We start from the raw sequence: 19,432 nt of genomic DNA, 5'->3' as shown, positions 1-19,432 counted from the left end.
GACAATCAGGATTCACTGCTGGGCAGAGCGCGCCAGCCGATATCGGTGCGAAATTGCTTGCCGTCGAAATGCGTTTGGGAAATGGCCTCGTAGGCGGCTTCCTGAGCGCGACGAATGGAGTCGGCCATGGCGGTGACACACAATACACGACCACCTGTGGTGACCACGGTGCCGTCTTTCATCTGCGTGCCTGCATGGAAGGTGATGCACTCGTCGGTGTCTTTCGCAAATTGCGTGATGGCATCACCAGTACGAGGCTCTTCGGGGTAATTGGCCGCGGCCAGTACCACGCCAATGGCGGTGCGACGATCCCATTCGATGGTGGCTTCGTCCAGCTTGCCGGCCAGAGCCAGTTCGAAGGTTTCGGTCAGATCGCTCTTGATGCGCATCATGATGGGCTGGGTTTCAGGGTCGCCCATGCGGCAGTTGAATTCCAGCACCTTGATGGGGCGGGTGGCGTCCGGGCCATCGTCAATCATCACGCCAGCGTACAGAAAGCCGGAGTAGGGCAAGCCTTCCTTGGCCATGCCTTGCATGGTGGGGTGAATGACTTCGCGCATGATGCGGTTATGCAGCGTGGGGCTGACGATAGGGGCGGGGGAGTAAGCACCCATGCCGCCCGTGTTCGGGCCCTGATCGCCGTCTTTCAGGCGTTTGTGGTCCTGGCTGGTGGCCATGGGCAGCACATTCTTGCCGTCGCACATCACGATGAAGCTGGCTTCTTCGCCGGTCAGGCATTCTTCCACGACCACGCGGGCACCGGCGGCACCAAAGCGGCCATCGCCCAGAATATCGTCAATGGCACCCAGCGCTTCTTCCAGCGTGGTTGCCACAATCACGCCCTTGCCAGCGGCCAGGCCATCGGCCTTGACCACAATGGGAGCACCTTGCTGACGGATGTAGTCCTTGGCGGCGTCCGGATCGGTAAAGGTCGCGTAGGCTGCCGTTGGGATGTTGTGGCGCACCATGAAGGCTTTGGCGTAGTCCTTGGAGCTTTCCAGCTGTGCGGCAGCCTGAGTGGGACCAAAGATTTTCAGACCGGCCGCACGGAAGGCGTCCACAATGCCTGCGGCCAGCGGTGCTTCCGGGCCGACGACGGTGAAGGCAATTTTTTCTTGCTTCACAAAGGCAATCAGTTCCTGGATATCGGTGATGGCCAGGTTTTCAATACGTTCGGCACGCGCGGTACCGCCATTGCCCGGGGCAACGTAGACAGTCTGCACACGTGCAGATTGGGCCAGGCGCCATGCCAAGGCGTGTTCACGGCCGCCGCTGCCGACAACAAGTAGCTTCATAGTGATGAGTCGGGCAGGGCCCGCAAAGAGGAGTTTTCAGAAATAGCTTATTCGGCTTCGTCCATGACGGCGGTGGTGTAGACCTCTTGGACATCGTCCAGGCCTTCCAGTGCGTCCAGAAGTTTTTGCATTTTGACGGCATCGTCGCCGCTCAGTTCGGTCTCGTTCAGGGCTTTCATGACCACGCCTTCTACTTCAGGCGTCAGGCCAGCAGCCTGGAATGCGGCCTGTACAGCCGGGTAGTCCGTAGGAGCGCACAGCACTTCGATCAGGCCTTCTTCATCGGTCACGATATCGTCGGCACCGGCTTCCAGGCCGATTTCCATAATCGTGTCTTCCGAAGTGCCTGGAGCGAACAGAAACTGACCGCAGTGGCGGAATTGAAACACGACCGAGCCGTCCAGACCCAGATTGCCGCCATTTTTTGTAAAGGCGTGACGCACATCCGAGACCGTACGCTGACGGTTGTCGGTCATGCAGTCCACAATCACGGCTGCGCCGTTAATACCGTAGCCTTCGTAGCGAATTTCTTCGTAGTTGGCATCGTCTGCACCGCCTGCGCCGCGCTGGATGGCGCGCAAAATGTTGTCTTTGGGCATATTGGCAGCGGTTGCTTTGTCCCAGGCCATGCGCAAACGTGGGTTGGACTCGGGGTCAGGGCCACCGGCACGTGCGGCCACGGTGACCTCACGAATGATCTTGGTCCAAAGTTTGCCCCGTTTTGCGTCTTGACGACCTTTACGGTGCTGAATATTCGCCCATTTACTATGTCCGGCCATAAAGTATTACCAATTCAGTAGACTACGTTCAAAGAAAAACAGATCTATTTTAACCTGTCTGCGCGACAAGGCCCGAGCTTGGGCGAAAGTCGCTAGAATCTAGGCACTTGGCATTCTATCCGGAAGAGAACAAACAATCATGGCTGATCCAATTTTGCTTGCTCAGAATAGCGATACTCCCATTTACCTGTTGCCTGCGCTGGCCAATCGGCATGGTTGTATTACGGGGGCCACAGGGACGGGGAAAACCGTCACCTTGCAGGTACTGGCCGAAGCCTTTTCCCGTCTGGGAACGCCGGTTTTTCTGGCCGACGCCAAAGGCGACTTGAGCGGGATCTCCCAGGCCGCCCAGCCCAATCCCAAGTTGCAGGAGCGTCTGCAAAAGCTGGGCCTGCCCGAGCCAGCCTGGGGTGCAAACCCGGTCACCTTCTGGGATATTTTTGGCGAGCAGGGTCATCCGGTCCGCGCCACGATTTCCGATATGGGGCCCTTGCTGCTGTCCCAGATCCTGGAGTTGAACGACACCCAGGAAGGGATTCTGAATATTGTCTTTCGCTTGGCGGACGATGAAGGTCAGCTGATTCTGGATCTGAAAGATTTGCGCGCCGTGCTGCAAAACGTATCGGATCGTGCCGCCGAGCTGCGCAATCAGTATGGCAATATTGCGGCAGCCAGTGTGGGGGCAATCCAACGCGCCTTGCTGCGCCTGGAAACGCAGGGGGCGGATCGCTTCTTTGGTGAACCGGCGCTGGATGTGATGGACTGGATTCGTACCGACTCGGCCGGGCGCGGCATGATCAATGTGCTGGCAGCCGACAAGCTGATGCAGTCCCCCCGCTTGTATGCGGTCTTCCTGCTGTGGATGCTGGCCGATCTGTACGAGCGCCTGCCGGAAGTGGGCGATCTGGACAAACCGCGTCTGGTTTTCTTCTTTGACGAAGCCCACTTATTGTTTACAGGTGCACCAAAGGCCTTGCTGGAAAAAGTCGAGCAGGTTGTGCGTCTGATCCGCTCCAAAGGTGTGGGTATTTATTTCGTGACACAAAACCCGCTGGATATTCCCGATACCGTTCTGGGTCAGCTGGGTAATCGAGTACAGCACGCCTTGCGCGCCTTTACACCGCGTGATCAGAAAGCCGTCAAGACAGCAGCGCAAACCATGCGCCCCAATCCCGGTCTGGATATTGAAGCGGCCATTACCGAATTGGGTGTGGGCGAGGCCCTGGTGTCCATGCTGGATGCCAAGGGGATTCCCACGCCTACCGAGCGTGCTTGGCTGGTGGCCCCGGGCAGCCGAATTGGGCCCGCTACCGATGCGGAGCGGCAAACGGTACGACAGGCGTCCTTGTTTGGCTTGAAGTACGACCAGGCAATTGACCGTGAATCCGCCTACGAGGTGCTGGCCAAAAAAGCGGCTGATGCGGCTGCCAATGGTGCCGCGGGTGCCACGCAGCCGGGAGCGGCGGCTGGCAAGGACGACGGCCTGATGGGCGTTGTGAATGACTTTCTGTTTGGATCAACCGGGCCGCGTGGTGGCAAGAAGGACGGCTTGGTGCAAAGCATGATCAAAACCGAGACCAAACGGGCTGCCACCAAAGTGCTGCGTGGGGTATTGGGTTCTTTATTTGGAGGGAAACGTTAATGCCCACACAACTGCCTCATTTAATTGTTGCCACCACAAGGCCATCAGAAACAACACGTTGGGCGGATGAATTCCGCAAAGCCTATCCCGATTGGAAAGTTGATGAGTTTGTAGCGGGTCAGCCCAGCACCGGGGCGACCTACGCCATCGTCTGGCAGCCGGATGCGGCCTTGTTCAAGCAAGAACCCCATTTGCGCGCCACCTTCAATCTGGGGGCGGGTGTGGATGCCGTCGCAGGGACCATCCCGGCCGAGATGCCTTTGTACCGCTTGGAAGATGCGGGCATGGCCGAGCAAATGGCCGAATATGCCTTGTATGGCGTGCTGCGTGCGGTAGGCCGTTTTCAGCCCTACGAGGAACAGGCGCGTGAAGGAAAGTGGAAAGCCTACCGCCCGATCGACCGCCGCCAATGGCCAGTCGCTGTGCTGGGGCTGGGCGCGATTGGCAGCAAGATTGCCAAGGTCATCGCCAGTCTGGGCTATCCCGTACATGGTTGGTCGCGTCGTCTGCACGAGGCGGACTTCCCTTGCTATGCCGGTGAAGAGGGCTTGAAAGAGTGCGTCTCTGCCAGCCGTATCCTGGTCAACGCCTTACCACTGACTCCGCAAACAGAAGGTTTGATCAACCGCGACGTATTGTCGAATTTGCAGCCTGGTGGCTATTTGATCAACGTCGCTCGCGGTGGCCACTTGGTCGATGCCGATGTGCTGGACGCCCTGAAGAGCGGTCATCTGTCAGGCGCTTTGCTGGATGCCTTTACCCAGGAGCCGTTGCCAGCCGATCATCCGTATTGGGGTATTCCTTCTGTGATGGTTACGCCTCATATTTCGGGTATCACCGTTCGTGAATTGGCATTGGAGCAAATTGGCTCGCGCATCGAGCTTTTGCAGCAAGGCAAGCCTGCGACTGGTCGGGTGAATCACAGTCAGGGCTATTAATCCTGAACCGATTTGGACTAGCCTGCCGGCACCGTGGAAGCTGGCAGGCTAATTGCTGTTTTGTGAACAGAGCAGCGTCTTTTCAGAATAAGGCCGTGGAGGCCATGTAAAACCACAAGGAAAGAGGAATGAGTAAAGTTCATCGTATTGCCGTGATCGCGGGAGATGGGATCGGCAAGGAAGTCATGCCAGAAGGGCTGCGTATTCTGGAAGTGGCCGCTCGCCGTCACGCCATCAATTTCGATTGGAAAGTGCTGGACTGGAGCTCGGACTACTACCAGAAGCACGGCACCATGATGCCTTCGGACTGGAAAGCCCAATTAATGGATACCGAGGCCATTTTCTTTGGCGCCATGGGCTGGCCTGATCTGGTTCCCGACCACGTTTCGCTGTGGGAATCTCTGTTCAAGTTCCGTCGTGAATTTGATCAATACATCAACTTGCGTCCTGTGCGTTTGATGCCTGGTGTGCGTTCGCCACTGGCAGGTCGTGAGCCCGGTGATATCGATTTCTTTATCGTGCGCGAGAACACCGAAGGTGAATACTCCAATAGCGGCGGCATCATGTTTGAAGGCACGCAGCGCGAAGTGGTGATTCAGGAAAGTGTCTTTACCCGCACGGGTACGGACCGAGTCTTGAAGTTCGCTTTTGAACTGGCTAAAAAACGCGGTAAACACGTGACTGCTGCGACCAAGTCCAACGGTATTTCGATTTCCATGCCCTGGTGGGATTCCCGCGTGGCCGCCATGGGCGAGCAATACCCGGATGTGAAATGGGACAAGTATCACATCGATATTCTGTGTGCACACTTTGTGCAGCACCCGGACTGGTTTGATGTTGTTGTAGCTTCCAACCTGTTTGGCGATATCTTGTCCGATCTGGGCCCGGCATGTACCGGCACCATCGGCATTGCACCGTCGGCCAACCTGAACCCCGAACGCGTATTCCCCTCCTTGTTTGAGCCCGTGCACGGCTCGGCTCCGGATATTTATGGCAAGGGCATTGCCAACCCGGTCGGTCAGATCTGGAGTGGTGCCTTGATGCTGGATTTCCTGGGCTACCCCCAGGCAGCCGCCGAAGTAGTGCAAGCCATTGAGCAGGTTCTGGCCAATGGCCCACGTACCCCTGATTTGGGTGGTCAGGCCAGCACAACACAAGTAGGCGAGGCGATCGCCCAAGTGTTGGAAGCGATGGCTTAAGCCATCAGTTGGACTTGGGTGGGCGCAAGCCTGCCCAAGTGATGGCTCCAATCATGATGGCGCCACCCAGCAGCGCACGGCTGCTGGGGTATTGAGCGAAAAGCAGCGCCGCAAAAGCGATGGCGTAGACAGGCTCCAGGGCGATCACAATCCCGGCACTGCGAGCATTCAGAACGGTTAGCGCAGAGACCAGCAGGTAGTGCGACAAGGCCGTACAAAACACCCCCAGCAGTGCAATCCATACCCAGTCCACCAGCGTGCTGTCGCCCAGCAGCGGTATGGCAAAAGGCCAGCACATCAGGGCGACAAACAGGTTTTCCCACCAGGCCACTTGCTGTGCCGACAAGTGCTTGGCTGCGCGTCGGTTGATGAGGGTGAACATGGCGAAAGTAAAGCCGGAGGCAATGGCCCAGGCCAGGCCAATGGTGGATTGATCCTGGAAATCAAAAGAGGGGGTCACCAGCAACAAGCCCACGGTGACCAAGGCCAGAATGATCCACTCCGATACGGTGACGCGCTCGCGCAGTACGGCCCATTCACACAAGGTAATAAAGGCCGGGAAGCTGGCAAAGCCCAAGGTGGCAATGGCCACGCCGCCCACTTTGACGGCCACAAAAAAAGTGGCCCAGTGAATGGCCAGCATGATGGAGGCCATTAGCAGGGTGCGAAAGTCCGCTGCTTTCATGCCCTGACCCAAACCGCGCCCTTGAGAGCGAATGCTGATAAACAAGGCCAGGACTGCAAAGCTGGCTCGGCCCGCGGTGATCAGCATGGCGCCGACCTGAATGAGTTCACCAAAAATGCCGGTCAGTCCGAACAGTACGGCGGCCACATGAATGGCAGCCAGAGCACGTCCATGCGTCATGGAAAGCGATCCGAGAAAAAAGGAGTCAATTTAGGCTATTCTGGTGTTTTATATCAGCCAGTGATAGGGCTAGTGGGTCGGGCAGGCAATAAGAGCAAGGCATTATTCTAAGACATTGCTACGGGCCCCTCATCAAAGGAGTAAAACAATGACGCAGACGGTTAAGGCGATACGGATTGAGCGTAATGGTGGTCCGGAGGTATTGCAGTGGGCTTCGGTAGAGCTGCCCGCTCCGCAGGAGAAGGAAGTCACCATACGCCAAAAAGCAGTGGGCTTGAACTTTATCGACATCTATTTCCGTAATGGCCTCTACAGCAATCCCTTGCCGCATGGTTTGGGTTTTGAAGCGTCCGGCATTGTGGAAGCAGTCGGTTCGGGTGTCACGCATCTGAAAGTGGGTGACCGTGTTGCCTACGGTCAAAGCCCGCTGGGTGCGTATGCCGAGGCCCGTAATGTGCCTGCTGATCGTGTGGTACGCATTCCTGATGGCGTCACTTTTGAGCAGGCGGCGGCCATGATGCTCAAAGGTTTGACGTGCTGGTATTTGCTGCGCCAGACCTATCGCGTGCATGAAGGCCAGACGATTCTGTTTCATGCCGCTGCGGGTGGCGTGGGCTTGTACGCCTGCCAATGGGCACGTGCTTTGGGCGTGAAGTTGATCGGTACGGTGTCCAGTCCCGAGAAAGCCGCTTTGGCGAAAGAGAACGGTGCGTGGGAAGTGATTGATTACTCCCACGAAGACGTGGTGCAGCGCGTGCTGGAACTGACCAATGGCCAGAAAGTACCAGTCGTATATGACGGCGTGGGCAAGGATACCTGGGAGCGCTCGCTGGATTGCTTGCAGCCGCGTGGCCTGATGGTCAGCTTTGGCAATGCCTCCGGCCCGGTAACCGGTGTGAATCTGGCGACGCTGGCATCCAAGGGCTCCTTGTATGTGACCCGTCCTGTGCTGGGGGCTTATGTGCCTACACAGGAAACCATGCAAGATGCCGCTGACGAAATGTTCGAGCTGGTGCTGCAAGGCAAGATCAAGCCGCTGATTGGTCAGCGTTTCCCGCTGGATCAGGTTGCCAAGGCCCATGAGGAATTGGCAGGGCGTCGTACCACGGGCTCGACGGTGTTGACGCTGGATTAAGGCGGATTATCGGGTAAGAAGGGGGATGAACAGCTAGCCCTTGCTCAGCGCTGCGCTTGATATAACAGGTGTAAGTCAGGCATCCACTCTTCTGGCGTTGCTTGTTTTTCCTGATGTCCCGATTTGTATGTCAGGTATTTTGAAAGCCCGATAAGCACGCAGCCCCAATAGTTCTACTTATAAAAAATGGCCTCCGCTAAGGAGGCCATTTTTATTTAGCAGTGCGGCAGCCGCTGAGATTCAGCGGACAGGAATCAGCCTTGCTCGTGGTACTGACGCACGCGCTCGACTTCATTGCGCGAACCCAGAATCACACCAATGCGCTGGTGCAGTTCGGTAGGTTGTACGTCCAGAATGCGTTGTGTACCGTCAATCGACATGCCACCGGCCTGCTCGACCAGGAAGCTCATGGGGTTGGCTTCGTACATCAAACGCAGCTTGCCCTTGCGACCGGAGGCACGGGCATCGCGCGGGTACATGAAGATACCGCCACGGGTCAGGATGCGGTGTACATCGGCCACCATGGAGGCGATCCAGCGCATATTGTAGTTTTTGCCCAGTGGGCCGTCCGGGCCAGCCAGGCAGTCGTCGATATAGCGTTTTACCGGGGCTTCCCAGTGACGCATATTGGACATATTGATGGCGAATTCAGAGGTGTCCTCGGGGATGGTGATGCGCTCGGTGGTCAGCACCCAGGAGCCCATTTCCTTGTCCAGAGTGAAGGCGGCGACGCCGTCACCGACAGTCAGAACCAGCATGGTTTGCGGGCCGTAAATGGCATAGCCGGCGGCAACCTGACGCACGCCGGGTTGCAGGAAGTCTTGCTCTTCGATGACGCGATCACGTGCTTCAGGTGGGACGCTCAGGACCGAGAAGATCGTGCCGATGGACACGTTCACGTCAATATTGGACGAGCCATCCAGCGGATCGAACAAGAGCAGGTTTTCGCCCTTGGGGTAGTAGTCGGGAATGCGGTGCAGGGTATCCATTTCCTCGGAGGCCATGGCCGCCAGGTTACCGCCCCATTCATTGGCTTCCAGCAGGATTTCGTTGGACAGCACATCCAGCTTTTTCTGAACTTCGCCCTGGACATTCTCGGAGTCCAGAGAACCCAGAACGCCGCCCAGCGCTCCTTTGCTGACGGCATGGCCAATGGCCTTGCATGCGCGAGCCACTGTTTCCAGCAGCAGGCGCACGTCGGCGGTGACCGTTTTCTTCTGGCGCTGTTGCTCCACCAGATACTGAGTAAGGTTTTTCTTCAAGACAGACTCCGAGGTCAAAGAGTTAATGCTTTATGTACGATTTCGGCCACATTGCCCGACAGGCCAGGTTCGGCCTGAATACGCTCCAGCGCTGCCTTGAGCAGGTCGCGGGCTTCGGGTTCAAAGCGGGCCCAGTTATCAAACACACGGGCCAGACGGGCAGAGATTTCCGGGTTGAGCTTGTCCAGGGCAATGACTTGCTCAGCCCAGAAGGCATAGCCTTCCGGCGTGTGTACAGCCTGCATATTATTCATGCAGAACTGGAAAATCAGAGAGCGGGCGCGGTTAGGATTGCGCATCGAGAAAGCGGGATGCAGCATCAGGGCGCGCACCTGGGCAACTTGCGTGCTGGGGGCGGTGGCCTGCAAGCTGAACCAGCGGTCCAGCACCAGAGGATTGTCCTGCCAGCGCTGGAAAAAGTCATCCAGGCCGTCTTGACGATCCTCTTGGTCACCGTAATTCACCAGAGCGCTCAAGGCACCCATGCGATCAGTCATATTCGTGGCCTGATCGTATTGATTGCGTGCCAACTGCGGGCCGGTATTCACACCGGCAACCAGCAGGTAATTCAGGGCCAGATTGCGCAAGGAGCGCTGGCCAGCCTGCAAGGCGTCGGGGCTGTACGGGGCTTGTTCCAGGCTCAGGTACTGATACAGTTCCTGCCAGTAGGGAGTCAGGGCCAGGCCCAGCTCACGTTGCAGCTGACGACGGGCCTGAACAACGGCGCGCGGGGTCATGGGCTTGGTTTGTTCCAGCAATTCGCGCTCGCTGGGCAGGGACAGGATGCGCGCCTTGTAAGCAGGGCTCAAGGCCGGGTCTTGTACCAGCGCATGCCAGGTTTGCACCACGGTCGCCAATTGTGCGGCCGACGGTGTGCGTCCCGATGCCGAGGACAAGATCAGACGGGTCGCTAGCAGTTGAGCCGCTTCCCAACGTGCAAATGGATCCGTGTCGTGACGGGCCAGCAAAGCCAGCTCGGAATCCGGACGGTAGTAGTCCACCCGCACAGGCGCAGAGAAATTGCGCAACAAGGATAGGACGGGCGCCTCAGGAATCTGCGTGAAGGTCCAGCTTTGTTCGGCTTGCGTGAAATCCAGTACCAGCGTATCGCCTTGCTGACCATCCAGGTGCAGGGTCAGTGGTGCGCCTTGCTGATCCAGCATGCCCAAGGCAAAGGGGATGTGCAAAGGTGGCTTGGGTGTGGATTTGTTTTCGATCCCGGCGGGTGCATTGCTTTGACGCAGGGTCAGCGTAGCGGTTTGAGTGGCAGGGTCGTGCTGCAGGCTGACCTGAACGCGTGGCGTTCCCGCTTGCTGATACCAGCGGCGGAACTGTTCCAGGCTCTGGCCGGGTTTGACCTGGCGATACACGCTATCCATGCTGTCCACGAAATCGTCGCAAGTGACTGCCTGGCCGTCATGGCGCTTGAAGTACTCACGAATACCAGCCTGGAAGTTTTCTTCACCCAGCAAGGTGTGCTGCATGCGAATGACTTCCGCACCTTTCTCGTAAATTGTGGCGGTGTAAAAGTTGCTGATTTCCTGATAGCTCTCGGGGCGGATGGGGTGAGCCATTGGGCCGGCATCTTCAGGGAACTGGGCCGCGCGCAGGACGCTGACATCATCAATGCGTTTGACGGCGCGGGCGCTGGCGGCTTGAGCGCCGTCCAGCCCTTGAGCCAGCATGTCGGCCGAAAACTCCTGATCGCGGAAAACCGTCAGACCTTCTTTCAGGGATAGCTGGAACCAGTCGCGGCAAGTGACGCGGTTGCCGGTCCAGTTATGGAAGTACTCATGGCCAATAACTGCTTCCACGGCGTGAAAGGACGCATCGGTAGTGCTTTGTGCATCGGCCAGCACGTAGGCGGCATTAAAGATGTTCAGGCCCTTGTTTTCCATCGCGCCCATATTGAAGTCGCGAGCGGCCACAATCATGAAGCGGTCCAGATCCAGTTCCAGCCCAAAACGTTGTTCATCCCAGCGTACCGAATGTTCCAGGCATTCCATGGCCCATTCTGTTTTATCGCCGTCACCACGATCGCAATAAACCTGCAATAGGGCAGGCTGGCCATTGGCTTTTTTGATTTCGCGCTCGCGCACATCAAAGTCGCCAGCAACCAGTGCAAATAAATAAGAAGGCTTTGGAAATGGGTCTTCCCAAATGGCCTGGCTGCGTCCATCGTCCAGCGTAGTGCTTTCCAGCAAATTGCCGTTGGACAGCAGATAAGGGTAGAGCTTGGCATCGCCGCGCAGGACCACTTCATAACGGGACATCACATCAGGACGGTCCGGGAAGAAGGTAATACGACGAAAGCCCTGGGCTTCACATTGGGTAAACAGGTTCTGGCCCGAGACATACAAGCCCATCAGCATGGTGTTGTCTTGGGGGCGGCAACGGCTCACCAGCACCAGATCACATTCTGCGGTCTGGGGCGAGAGCGTCAGGCCCTGTTCATCAAGCTGGTAATCCTGGGCGGTCAGGGCGACCCCGTTGAGGCTGACTTCAAGCAGTTCAATGTCTTCGCCATCCAGTACCAGGGGGCGGATCTGGCCGTCCCGGCTGCTGGCTCGAAAAGCCAGACGAACCAAGGTTTGCTCGGCCGCCAAATCAAATTCCAGCCGTACCTTATCTATTTGATAAGGGTAGGGCTGGTAATCGTGGCGGGAGATCGTAGGTAAGGTGTCTGTGCGCATGTGATCCTGGTCCGACAATCGAAAAAGATGGTCTATTGTAATGTTGTTTGAACGCCCACACTGGACGCCAGAAACAGGCAGTAAACTAATTGTTCGTCGGCGCTACGGCGCTGCCATTAATCGGGCTTGAACGTGCAAGCGAAAAACAAGCAAGGGTGAAACTATGACGTTATTTTCTGAAGGGTTTTCCTGGCGCGCCCTACGCCTGATGAGCCTGGTATTGGCGGTTTTGACCACGGCTTGCGCTGCGCCTAGCTGGTCCGCCAAATTGACGCGTTATCAGCAATGGCCCACGGCGACCAGTGGCGATACCTATTACATCAAGTCCTCGCCGGACAAAAGCAGTAGTCTGCAATACCAGTCTTTTGCAGATTCTGTACGGGCCTCTATTGGTGTGACCGGACTGGTGCAAGCAGCGGATCTGAAGTCTGCGCGTTTTGTGGTGCAAATGGATTATGGCAATCCGCAAGAACAAAGCTGGGTGCCTCAATTTGCAGATAGTTTTTATGGTCCATCGGCGTGGGGAATCGGGCGCGGCTATTATGCGCCAAATGATGGTTGGGGCGGAGGTTTCTTTTATTCTCCGAATGTAGTGAATGTTCCTGTCACTGTGTATAAAAATTATCTAAATGTAATCATTACAGATAATCAAAACTCGGGCGCAGAAGTGTATCGCGCCACCGCCGTGTCTTATAGCCATTCCGACAACCTGGACCAGCAGATGCCGTTTTTGTCCCAGGCCATATTTGATGGTTTCCCGGGTAATAATGGACAAGTGATTGATATCCGATATCCATTAGCTCGGGATTGAGTCGCCAGAACCCCGGCATTATGTAGGGGATTTATATCAATAAGAAAGGGACCGCTTTTTCAAGCGGTCCCTTTCTTTTGTTTGGTTCCCAAAACTTATTTGATAAGGAACTCTTCACGGCTGCGACCATTGGCTTCAGCATCGATAATCCAGCGTGGTGGGCGGCCACGGCCCGTCCAGGTGTCCTGGGTGCCGGGGTGGCGGTATTTTGGAGGCAGGCTGGTTTTAGGGCCGTTGGAACCAGCACCAGCGCCGCGGCGGGCGGAATTTTCCAGCGCTTCAGCGACTTCTTCAATCGTGATCTCGTTATCTTGCATGGACTTGACGATAGACGCGATGACAGGACGACGCTGTTTGACTCGAAGGGATTTCATCTGCTTTTGCAGACGCAGAATCTCTTTTTCTATCTTTTGCTTCGCGGAGCTGTAAGTTTCGACTGACATATGGGATTCCTGTTTCATGATTGTAGTTATCTGATAAACCCTGCCTGTACAAGCTCGTGTTTATCATGCGAAAACAGTGTACTTTGATTTTCTTGAAAAGATAAGTGGTTTGGATAAAAAATAAACGCTTAATCAAAAAGGTGTTTGGTTTTTGTAATTATTTAAGGTCATTAGACAATTCAATGGCTCTTGATTATTTAATCTAATCAGGGGTTATCATGAATTTGAATGGGTTTATATCAAAACCATATAGGTGGGTTTCTAATTAGGAAGATTTTAAAATAGTTTTAATTCCGTATCAGAAAATGTCGTAATTGGAATTTTTGAACCTATTAGTTCAACAGGCTGATTCATGGTTCTGAAAGCCCGGAAACTGCCCGATCAGTACGTCGGCATCGCATACGGGGGCACATTCTGTTTTAATGCTCAGATGGACGGAAGCCAAGTTGATGTCAGCACGTCTTTTGGTACCCATTTTCGTCCCTTGCAGCCATGGGTTTGCCGGGGATCTGTCAGTAGGAATAAACGATGAAGTTAGTTGATCCGGCTATCAATGCCCTGGAATGCGCCCGTGGACTGTTGCTTGAGCCCTGGGGCTTGAATGAAAGCCATTTGTCCGGCGCGCTCGGTGAGATCTTCACCCATCAGGCTGACTATGCCGACCTGTATTTTCAGTACACCCGCAGCGAAGGCTGGGCGCTGGACGAAGGAATCGTCAAAAGCGGCAGCTTTTCCATTGAGCAGGGCGTGGGTGTGCGCGCATTAAGTGGCGAGAAAACCGCCTTTGCCTATTCGGATTCCCTCAGCCCCGAGGCTTTGCTGTCTTCGGCCCGTGTGGTGCGCTCGATTGCCCGCCAGGGCGGTTCAGGCAAAAGCGGCATTTTGGTGCCAGCCGACAGGCAGCGCCCCACCTTGTATACGGGCACAGACCCTATTGCCAGCCTGCCTGCTCCTGACAAAGTAGCCCTGTTGGGGCGACTGGATGCCTTGGCTCGTGCAGCGGACCCGCGCGTGGTGCAGGTCATGGCCAGTCTGGGTGCGGAATACGATGTCGTGCTGGTGGCCGGTAGCGATGGTCGTCTGGCCGCCGATGTACGCCCCTTGGTGCATTTGTCCTTGTCGGTCATTGTTGAACAAAATGGCCGCCGTGAACGCGGCTCGGCGGCAGGTGGTGGACGGGTTGATCTGTCCTACTTCTCCGACGATATGCTGCGCAGCTACGTGGATAAGGCCGTGCGTTCGGCCATGACGAATCTGGAAGCCAAACCTGCGCCTGCCGGTCAGATGACGGTGGTTCTGGGCCCAGGTTGGCCAGGGGTCATGCTGCACGAAGCCGTGGGCCACGGTTTGGAAGGGGACTTTAACCGTCGTGGCAGCAGCCTGTTCTCGGGTCGTATTGGCCAGCGCGTGGCGTCCAAGGGCGTGACCGTCATTGACGATGGCACCCTGGAAAACCGCCGTGGCTCCCTGAATATGGATGATGAGGGCAATGCCACACAACGTACCGTCTTGATTGAAGACGGTATTTTGAAAGGCTATTTGCAAGACACTCATAATGCGCGTCTGATGGGCGCTGCCATTACGGGCAACGGTCGACGCGAGTCCTACGCCAGCCTTCCTTTGCCACGCATGACCAACACTTTTATGTTGGGTGGCGATAAAGACCCTCAGGAAATTATTGCCTCGGTTAAAAAGGGTTTATATGCCGTAGACTTCGGTGGCGGCCAGGTCGATATTACTAGCGGTAAGTTTGTTTTCTCGGCCTCGGAAGCCTGGGTGATTGAAAACGGCAAACTGATGTATCCCGTCAAAGGTGCCACTTTGATTGGTAGCGGCCCCGATGCCATGAACCAAATCAGCATGATCGGTAATGACATGCAGTTGGATTCAGGAGTGGGGACTTGCGGTAAAGAAGGTCAAAGCGTTCCGGTTGGAGTCGGTATTCCTACCGTGCGGATGGAAAATCTGACCGTAGGTGGAACCGCCTGATTTAATTTGTTGGCTAATCAAAGTAGATAAAAAGAACCGCCCCCCTTAATTCAAGGTTGGGCGGTTTTTTTTATGCTGTTTTTATTGCAGTGCAGCAAATAGAATTTAATTTTGATTTTTGCTCATCAGGCACAGCCGTGCCCGGATTAATGAATATGGTTTTTCAGGTAGCACTTTTCATTGGCCTGGGTTTGCAGACCCGGATGGCCAGCCAGCACAACAAGGCGCCCGAACACACCATGGCCGAGCCTTGCCAGAAGCTTGGCGTCAAGGGAGCCTGCAGCAAAAAAGTAGACAGGGCGGCTGACAATACTGGAATGAAGTAGGAGGCGCCGGCCAGTATGGTGACATTGCCGTGCAAAATACCCACGTTCCAGGCCGCATAGCCAAAGCCCATCGCCATGGCCGCCAGCAGCAAGTAGATCAGTGCTGGAAGGGTAAAGGTCATTGCAGGTGCTCCTTGGCCCAGATATTTCATCCACAAGACGGTGGCTGTCAGCATGAAAAACAAGGTAATGCCATTTTTGCCCTGGCCGATGCGTGCAGTCATGGTGCTGTAGCCCGCCCAGATCAGTGCGCCACTAAAGGCCAGGCCGTAGCTCAAGGGGTTGTCCTGCACATTCAACCAGATGCCGCGCAGACTCAAACCTTGCTCACCGCCCAGAATCCAGCTGATACCCATCATGGACAAAAGCAGGCCAGGTGCGATCAGCCAGTTGGCTCTTTGCTTGTTGAACAAAATAGCGGCCACGATGGTAAAGGTGGGCCACAGATAATTAACCATTCCCACTTCAATCGCTTGCTGGCTGTTGTGGGCGTAGCCAATGGACAGAGCCAGGCACAGCTCATAGCAGACGAACAAAACGCTGCCCCAGATTAGGTAGCGGCGCGGAAAGTCGCGCAAGCGTACCCAGCTAAGCGATAAAAGAAGAAAGACAGAGGCCAGGGTGTAGATCAGTGCGGCGCCGCCAGTCGCACCCAGGTAGTCGCTGACGCTGCGTATCAGGCCGACAATCATGCTCCAAAGAACAATGGCGATCAGACCAATCAGGGTTGCCTTATCAGATTGCTTCATGCGGGTTTCAGTGTCTGCAAGGCACGGCGAGAACAGGAGCAGGCTTTACTTGGCCAAGAGACTTATGGGTTAATGGACCGGGTTTGTATCAGGCTGTGCCGGTTTGCAAGCAGGGCTGTGACGCGGCACACCCGGTCTTGAGTGAAAACCGACAGGCCCCCACGGCAAGGGCTCGTGGCAGTTTACTGTAAGCGGCGTGTCGGCTCGAGCCACTCAAGGCGAAAAGGGGAGCAGGCAGGGTATTTTCTGCGCCTTGCTGGTCCGCCCCCGTAAGCCAGGGTACTTACATTTTTTTGGACTTTGAGTCAGAACCGCTTGTTTATGCTCTCTATGATTTTGAGTGTAAATCGGTTTGACTTGAATCTTTTCTAGGCATATCATTTCAACACGAATTAATCGTGCTGAATTATTTTGTTTGGCTAATTAAATGACCACAGATCAACACTACGATTTACGAATTTTGCGGGCTTTGCGCCAGATCACGCGCTCGATTGCCCTGCATTCCAGGCAGCTGTCGGCGTACAGCAATATCACCGCGCCCCAGTTGATCTGCCTGCGCACCATTATCGAAAAAGGCCCGTTGACGGCCACGGCCATCAGCCGCGAAATGCACGTCAGCCCCAGCACCGTGGTTGGTATTCTGGACCGCCTGGAAGACAAGAAGCTGGTGCTGCGCGAGCGTGGTCGTGAAGATCGACGCATTGTATTTGTCAGTGCGACACCAGAAGGGGAGACCCTGGCACGCGATACGCCGTCCCCCTTGCAAAAGAAGTTGTCGGACGCCTTGAAAGAGTTGCCCGAGCTGGAACAGGCCACCATGACCTTGTCCCTGGAGCGCATTGTGCGCTTGCTCGATGCTGACCCGGATGTTGTGCTGGAGGCCGACGATACGGCCTCGCCTATTCTTGAGGTCCCGGAAGGGGATGTCCCCCCCGAATCCGGGTTGGTGGTTTGACGGACCGACCTAGTCCGGGCAGCTCGGCAGGCAGCAAGACTGCCGCCGACCCTGCCCCCAGTGACCCGGCGCTGATACTGCGTGCGCCCCTGTTGCGTGATGCGGCCGCAATCCATCAGCTGATTGCCGATAGCCCGCCACTGGATCTGAATTCTGAATATCTCTATTTGCTGCTCAGCGAGCACTTTTCCCAGACCTGCGTTGTCGCGCAGCGTGGGGAACAAATAGACGGTTTCATCTCTGCCTACTTTCTCCCCGACCGTCCTGATGTGCTCTTTGTGTGGCAAGTGGCCGTGCATGAGCGCGCCCGTGGGCGTCGTCTGGGGCAGGCCATGCTGGAGCATCTGCGACAGCGTCTGCGTGGCCGTTCCCTGCGCTATCTGGAAACGACGGTCAGCCCCGGAAACCGGGCTTCGCGTGGCCTGTTTGCGGCCATGGCCCGGCGTTGGGGCGCCCCCATGCAGGAACAGGAATTCTTTGATACCGCCTTGTTTGCCGCACAGGCTCACGAGGCAGAACCTCTATTACGAATCGGCCCCTTGGACTCTGGATAAGAGGGGACTTTACGCAAATGAACGGTAGAGCCGGTCTGGTTCGCTGATTGTTGTTTGTCGGCTCAAGACACGCCGTTCTATAACCAGGAGAGGAAATATGACTGATTTAAAAATATTCGACCGGATGGAGTCTGAAGTAAGGGGCTACGTCCGGTCCTTCCCGGTCATTTTCAACAAAGCCCGAGGCTCGGTTTTGGAGGACGAGTCAGGCAAGCAATACATCGATTTTTTCAGTGGAGCCGGTACGCTCAACTATGGGCATAACAATCCCCATCTGAAAGAAAAGCTGATTGAATACCTGAACACCGACGGCTTGGTACACGGTTTGGACATGGCCACCAGCGCCAAGAAATACTTTCTTGAAACGGTGGACAAAGTGCTGCTCAAACCGCGCGGGTGGGACTACCGCTTGCAGTTTACGGGGCCTACCGGCACCAATGCCGTGGAGGCGGCGTTAAAACTGGCACGCCAGGTCAAGGGCCGCCAGAATGTGATTTCCTTTACGCACGGTTTCCACGGCGTCAGCACGGGTTCCCTGGCAGTGACGGCGAACTCCAAGTTTCGTAGTGCAGCGGGTGTGGCCCTGGGCAATACCTCGTTCATGCCCTATGACGGCTACTTGGGACCGGACGTCAATACGATGGCTTATCTGGAGCGCTTGCTGGAAGACCCCAGCAGTGGTCTGGACCATCCTGCCGCGGTCATCGTGGAAACCGTGCAAGGTGAAGGGGGCGTGAACGTTGCTACACAGCGCTGGCTGCGTGAACTGCAACGTCTGTGCCGCGAGCACGACATGCTGCTGATTGTCGATGACATTCAGGTCGGTTGTGGTCGCACGGGCCGCTTCTTCAGCTTCGAGCAGGCCGGTATCAGCCCTGACATCATCACCTTGTCCAAATCCTTGTCCGGTTTTGGCTTGCCCATGTCTCTGGTTTTGTTGCGTCCTGAACTGGACGTATGGAAACCCAGCGCCCATAACGGCACCTTCCGTGGCAATAACCTGGCTTTCGTGACTGCGGCTCAAGCTCTGGAAAGCTACTGGGCCAACGAGGACTTTGAAGCCGAGATCCAGGGTAAGGAGCGTCAAGTGCGCGACTGGCTGGAAAACCTGGTGCACAGCTATCCAGATCGTGGTTTGAGCGTACGTGGTCGCGGCCTGATCCAGGGCCTGGTGACGCCGCCCGGTGCCGGTCTGGCCAATGAAATTGCTGCACAGGCTTTCAAGCAAGGTCTGGTGATTGAAACCTCGGGCGCCCACGACGAAGTTCTGAAGCTGCTGCCTGCCTTGACGATCAGCAATGAAGAGCTGACTCAAGGCCTGGACATTATTGAACGCAGCGTGGCCCAGTGCCTGTCCAAGCGCGGCAGCCAGGCCAAGATTCTGAAGATTGGAGGAGCACGCTAATGTTGGTCAAGAACGTACAAGATGTGATTGGAACCCGTGACGAGGTGCGCACAGACACCTGGGTCAGCCGCCGTGTTTTGCTCAAGAAAGACGGCATGGGTTTTTCCTTTCATGAAACCGTTATTTTTCCTGGCACCGAGACTCACATCCACTACCAGAATCACCTGGAAGCGGTGTGGTGCATCGAGGGCGATGGCGAAATCGAAACCGTTGCCGACGGCAAGAAATACGATTTGGGCCCAGGCGTAGTTTATGCCCTGGACCAGCACGATGAACACTATCTGCGCGGTGGCAAAGAGCCGCTGCGAGTGATCTGCGTGTTCAATCCGCCCCTGACCGGTCAGGAAGTTCACGATGAGAAAGGGGTTTACCCAGCCATCGTGGAAGACTGA

17 protein-coding genes are annotated in these 19,432 nt (G+C 55.9%); 10 read left to right on the top strand and 7 right to left on the bottom strand.

The features are described 5' to 3' along the window. Positions 1-5 precede the first annotated feature (5 nt). The gene (purD, locus tag OSH04_RS03570; RefSeq protein WP_022983309.1) at positions 6-1,295 is read right to left on the bottom strand and encodes a phosphoribosylamine--glycine ligase; all 1,290 of its coding nucleotides are present in this window, start codon (positions 1,293-1,295) and stop codon (positions 6-8) included. Between the two features lie 47 nt (positions 1,296-1,342). Beyond that, the gene (locus OSH04_RS03565; protein ID WP_026483044.1) at positions 1,343-2,074 is read right to left on the bottom strand and encodes a YebC/PmpR family DNA-binding transcriptional regulator; all 732 of its coding nucleotides are present in this window, start codon (positions 2,072-2,074) and stop codon (positions 1,343-1,345) included. Between the two features lie 139 nt (positions 2,075-2,213). On the opposite strand from OSH04_RS03565, the gene OSH04_RS03560 reads away from it, so the two are divergent. The 3 genes from OSH04_RS03560 (at position 2,214) to OSH04_RS03550 (ending at position 5,853) form a co-directional block, all read left to right on the top strand. Next, positions 2,214-3,716 (top strand): helicase HerA-like domain-containing protein, encoded by a 1,503-nt coding sequence (locus OSH04_RS03560; protein WP_060186915.1) that lies wholly within the window; start codon positions 2,214-2,216, stop codon positions 3,714-3,716. Next, on the top strand, positions 3,716-4,654 hold the full coding sequence (locus OSH04_RS03555; protein WP_083053296.1) for a 2-hydroxyacid dehydrogenase: 939 nt from the start codon (positions 3,716-3,718) through the stop codon (positions 4,652-4,654). Before OSH04_RS03560 ends, OSH04_RS03555 begins: the two co-directional genes overlap by 1 nt. 128 nt (positions 4,655-4,782) lie before the next feature. Continuing rightward, complete coding sequence (locus tag OSH04_RS03550) at positions 4,783-5,853, top strand: tartrate dehydrogenase (protein WP_009456162.1); 1,071 nt, start codon at positions 4,783-4,785, stop codon at positions 5,851-5,853. A gap of 4 nt (positions 5,854-5,857) precedes the next feature. Here the strand turns inward: OSH04_RS03550 and OSH04_RS03545 are convergent, their stop codons facing one another. Further along, on the bottom strand, positions 5,858-6,718 hold the full coding sequence (locus OSH04_RS03545; RefSeq protein ID WP_203145633.1) for a DMT family transporter: 861 nt from the start codon (positions 6,716-6,718) through the stop codon (positions 5,858-5,860). Between the two features lie 148 nt (positions 6,719-6,866). Between OSH04_RS03545 and OSH04_RS03540 the strand changes: the two genes are divergently transcribed. Next, positions 6,867-7,853, top strand: coding sequence for a quinone oxidoreductase family protein (locus OSH04_RS03540; RefSeq protein ID WP_035272583.1), 987 nt, complete (start codon positions 6,867-6,869; stop codon positions 7,851-7,853). Between the two features lie 254 nt (positions 7,854-8,107). On the opposite strand, the gene OSH04_RS03535 is transcribed toward OSH04_RS03540, so the two are convergent. Then, complete coding sequence (locus tag OSH04_RS03535) at positions 8,108-9,133, bottom strand: class 1 fructose-bisphosphatase (RefSeq protein ID WP_009456167.1); 1,026 nt, start codon at positions 9,131-9,133, stop codon at positions 8,108-8,110. Next, complete coding sequence (gene pepN / locus OSH04_RS03530) at positions 9,130-11,808, bottom strand: aminopeptidase N (protein ID WP_083053297.1); 2,679 nt, start codon at positions 11,806-11,808, stop codon at positions 9,130-9,132. The genes OSH04_RS03535 and pepN overlap by 4 nt, the downstream gene beginning before the upstream one ends. Positions 11,809-11,971: 163 nt before the next feature. Here pepN and OSH04_RS03525 point away from each other — a divergent pair, with 163 nt between their 5' ends. Further along, positions 11,972-12,619, top strand: a complete 648-nt coding sequence (locus OSH04_RS03525; protein WP_026483038.1) for a DUF4136 domain-containing protein — start codon at positions 11,972-11,974, stop codon at positions 12,617-12,619. A 95-nt stretch (positions 12,620-12,714) separates the two neighbouring features. On the opposite strand, the gene OSH04_RS03520 is transcribed toward OSH04_RS03525, so the two are convergent. Then, a complete protein-coding gene (locus OSH04_RS03520; RefSeq protein WP_009456182.1) occupies positions 12,715-13,062 on the bottom strand; it encodes an H-NS histone family protein in 348 nt (115 codons plus the stop codon). 528 nt (positions 13,063-13,590) lie between these two features. Between OSH04_RS03520 and tldD the strand changes: the two genes are divergently transcribed. Next, positions 13,591-15,051: a metalloprotease TldD gene (gene tldD / locus OSH04_RS03515; RefSeq protein ID WP_266107949.1), complete on the top strand. Its 1,461-nt coding sequence runs from the start codon at positions 13,591-13,593 to the stop codon at positions 15,049-15,051. 163 nt (positions 15,052-15,214) lie between these two features. Here the strand turns inward: tldD and yddG are convergent, their stop codons facing one another. After that, the gene (gene yddG / locus OSH04_RS03510; protein WP_266107948.1) at positions 15,215-16,126 is read right to left on the bottom strand and encodes an aromatic amino acid DMT transporter YddG; all 912 of its coding nucleotides are present in this window, start codon (positions 16,124-16,126) and stop codon (positions 15,215-15,217) included. A 427-nt stretch (positions 16,127-16,553) separates the two neighbouring features. Between yddG and OSH04_RS03505 the strand changes: the two genes are divergently transcribed. The 4 genes from OSH04_RS03505 (at position 16,554) to OSH04_RS03490 (ending at position 19,432) form a co-directional block, all read left to right on the top strand. Further along, entirely contained in the window at positions 16,554-17,081 is a 528-nt protein-coding gene (locus tag OSH04_RS03505) for a MarR family winged helix-turn-helix transcriptional regulator (protein ID WP_009456186.1), read from the top strand. Continuing rightward, positions 17,078-17,635: a diaminobutyrate acetyltransferase gene (ectA, locus tag OSH04_RS03500; RefSeq protein ID WP_035272586.1), complete on the top strand. Its 558-nt coding sequence runs from the start codon at positions 17,078-17,080 to the stop codon at positions 17,633-17,635. The genes OSH04_RS03505 and ectA overlap by 4 nt, the downstream gene beginning before the upstream one ends. 97 nt (positions 17,636-17,732) lie before the next feature. Beyond that, on the top strand, positions 17,733-19,040 hold the full coding sequence (ectB, locus tag OSH04_RS03495; RefSeq protein ID WP_137430173.1) for a diaminobutyrate--2-oxoglutarate transaminase: 1,308 nt from the start codon (positions 17,733-17,735) through the stop codon (positions 19,038-19,040). After that, positions 19,040-19,432, top strand: coding sequence for an ectoine synthase (locus OSH04_RS03490; RefSeq protein ID WP_009456191.1), 393 nt, complete (start codon positions 19,040-19,042; stop codon positions 19,430-19,432). Before ectB ends, OSH04_RS03490 begins: the two co-directional genes overlap by 1 nt.

The organism is Alcaligenes nematophilus (assembly GCF_026344155.1).
Taxonomy (GTDB): domain Bacteria; phylum Pseudomonadota; class Gammaproteobacteria; order Burkholderiales; family Burkholderiaceae_B; genus Alcaligenes; species Alcaligenes phenolicus.
This window is presented reverse-complemented; position numbering and strand designations above follow the sequence as displayed.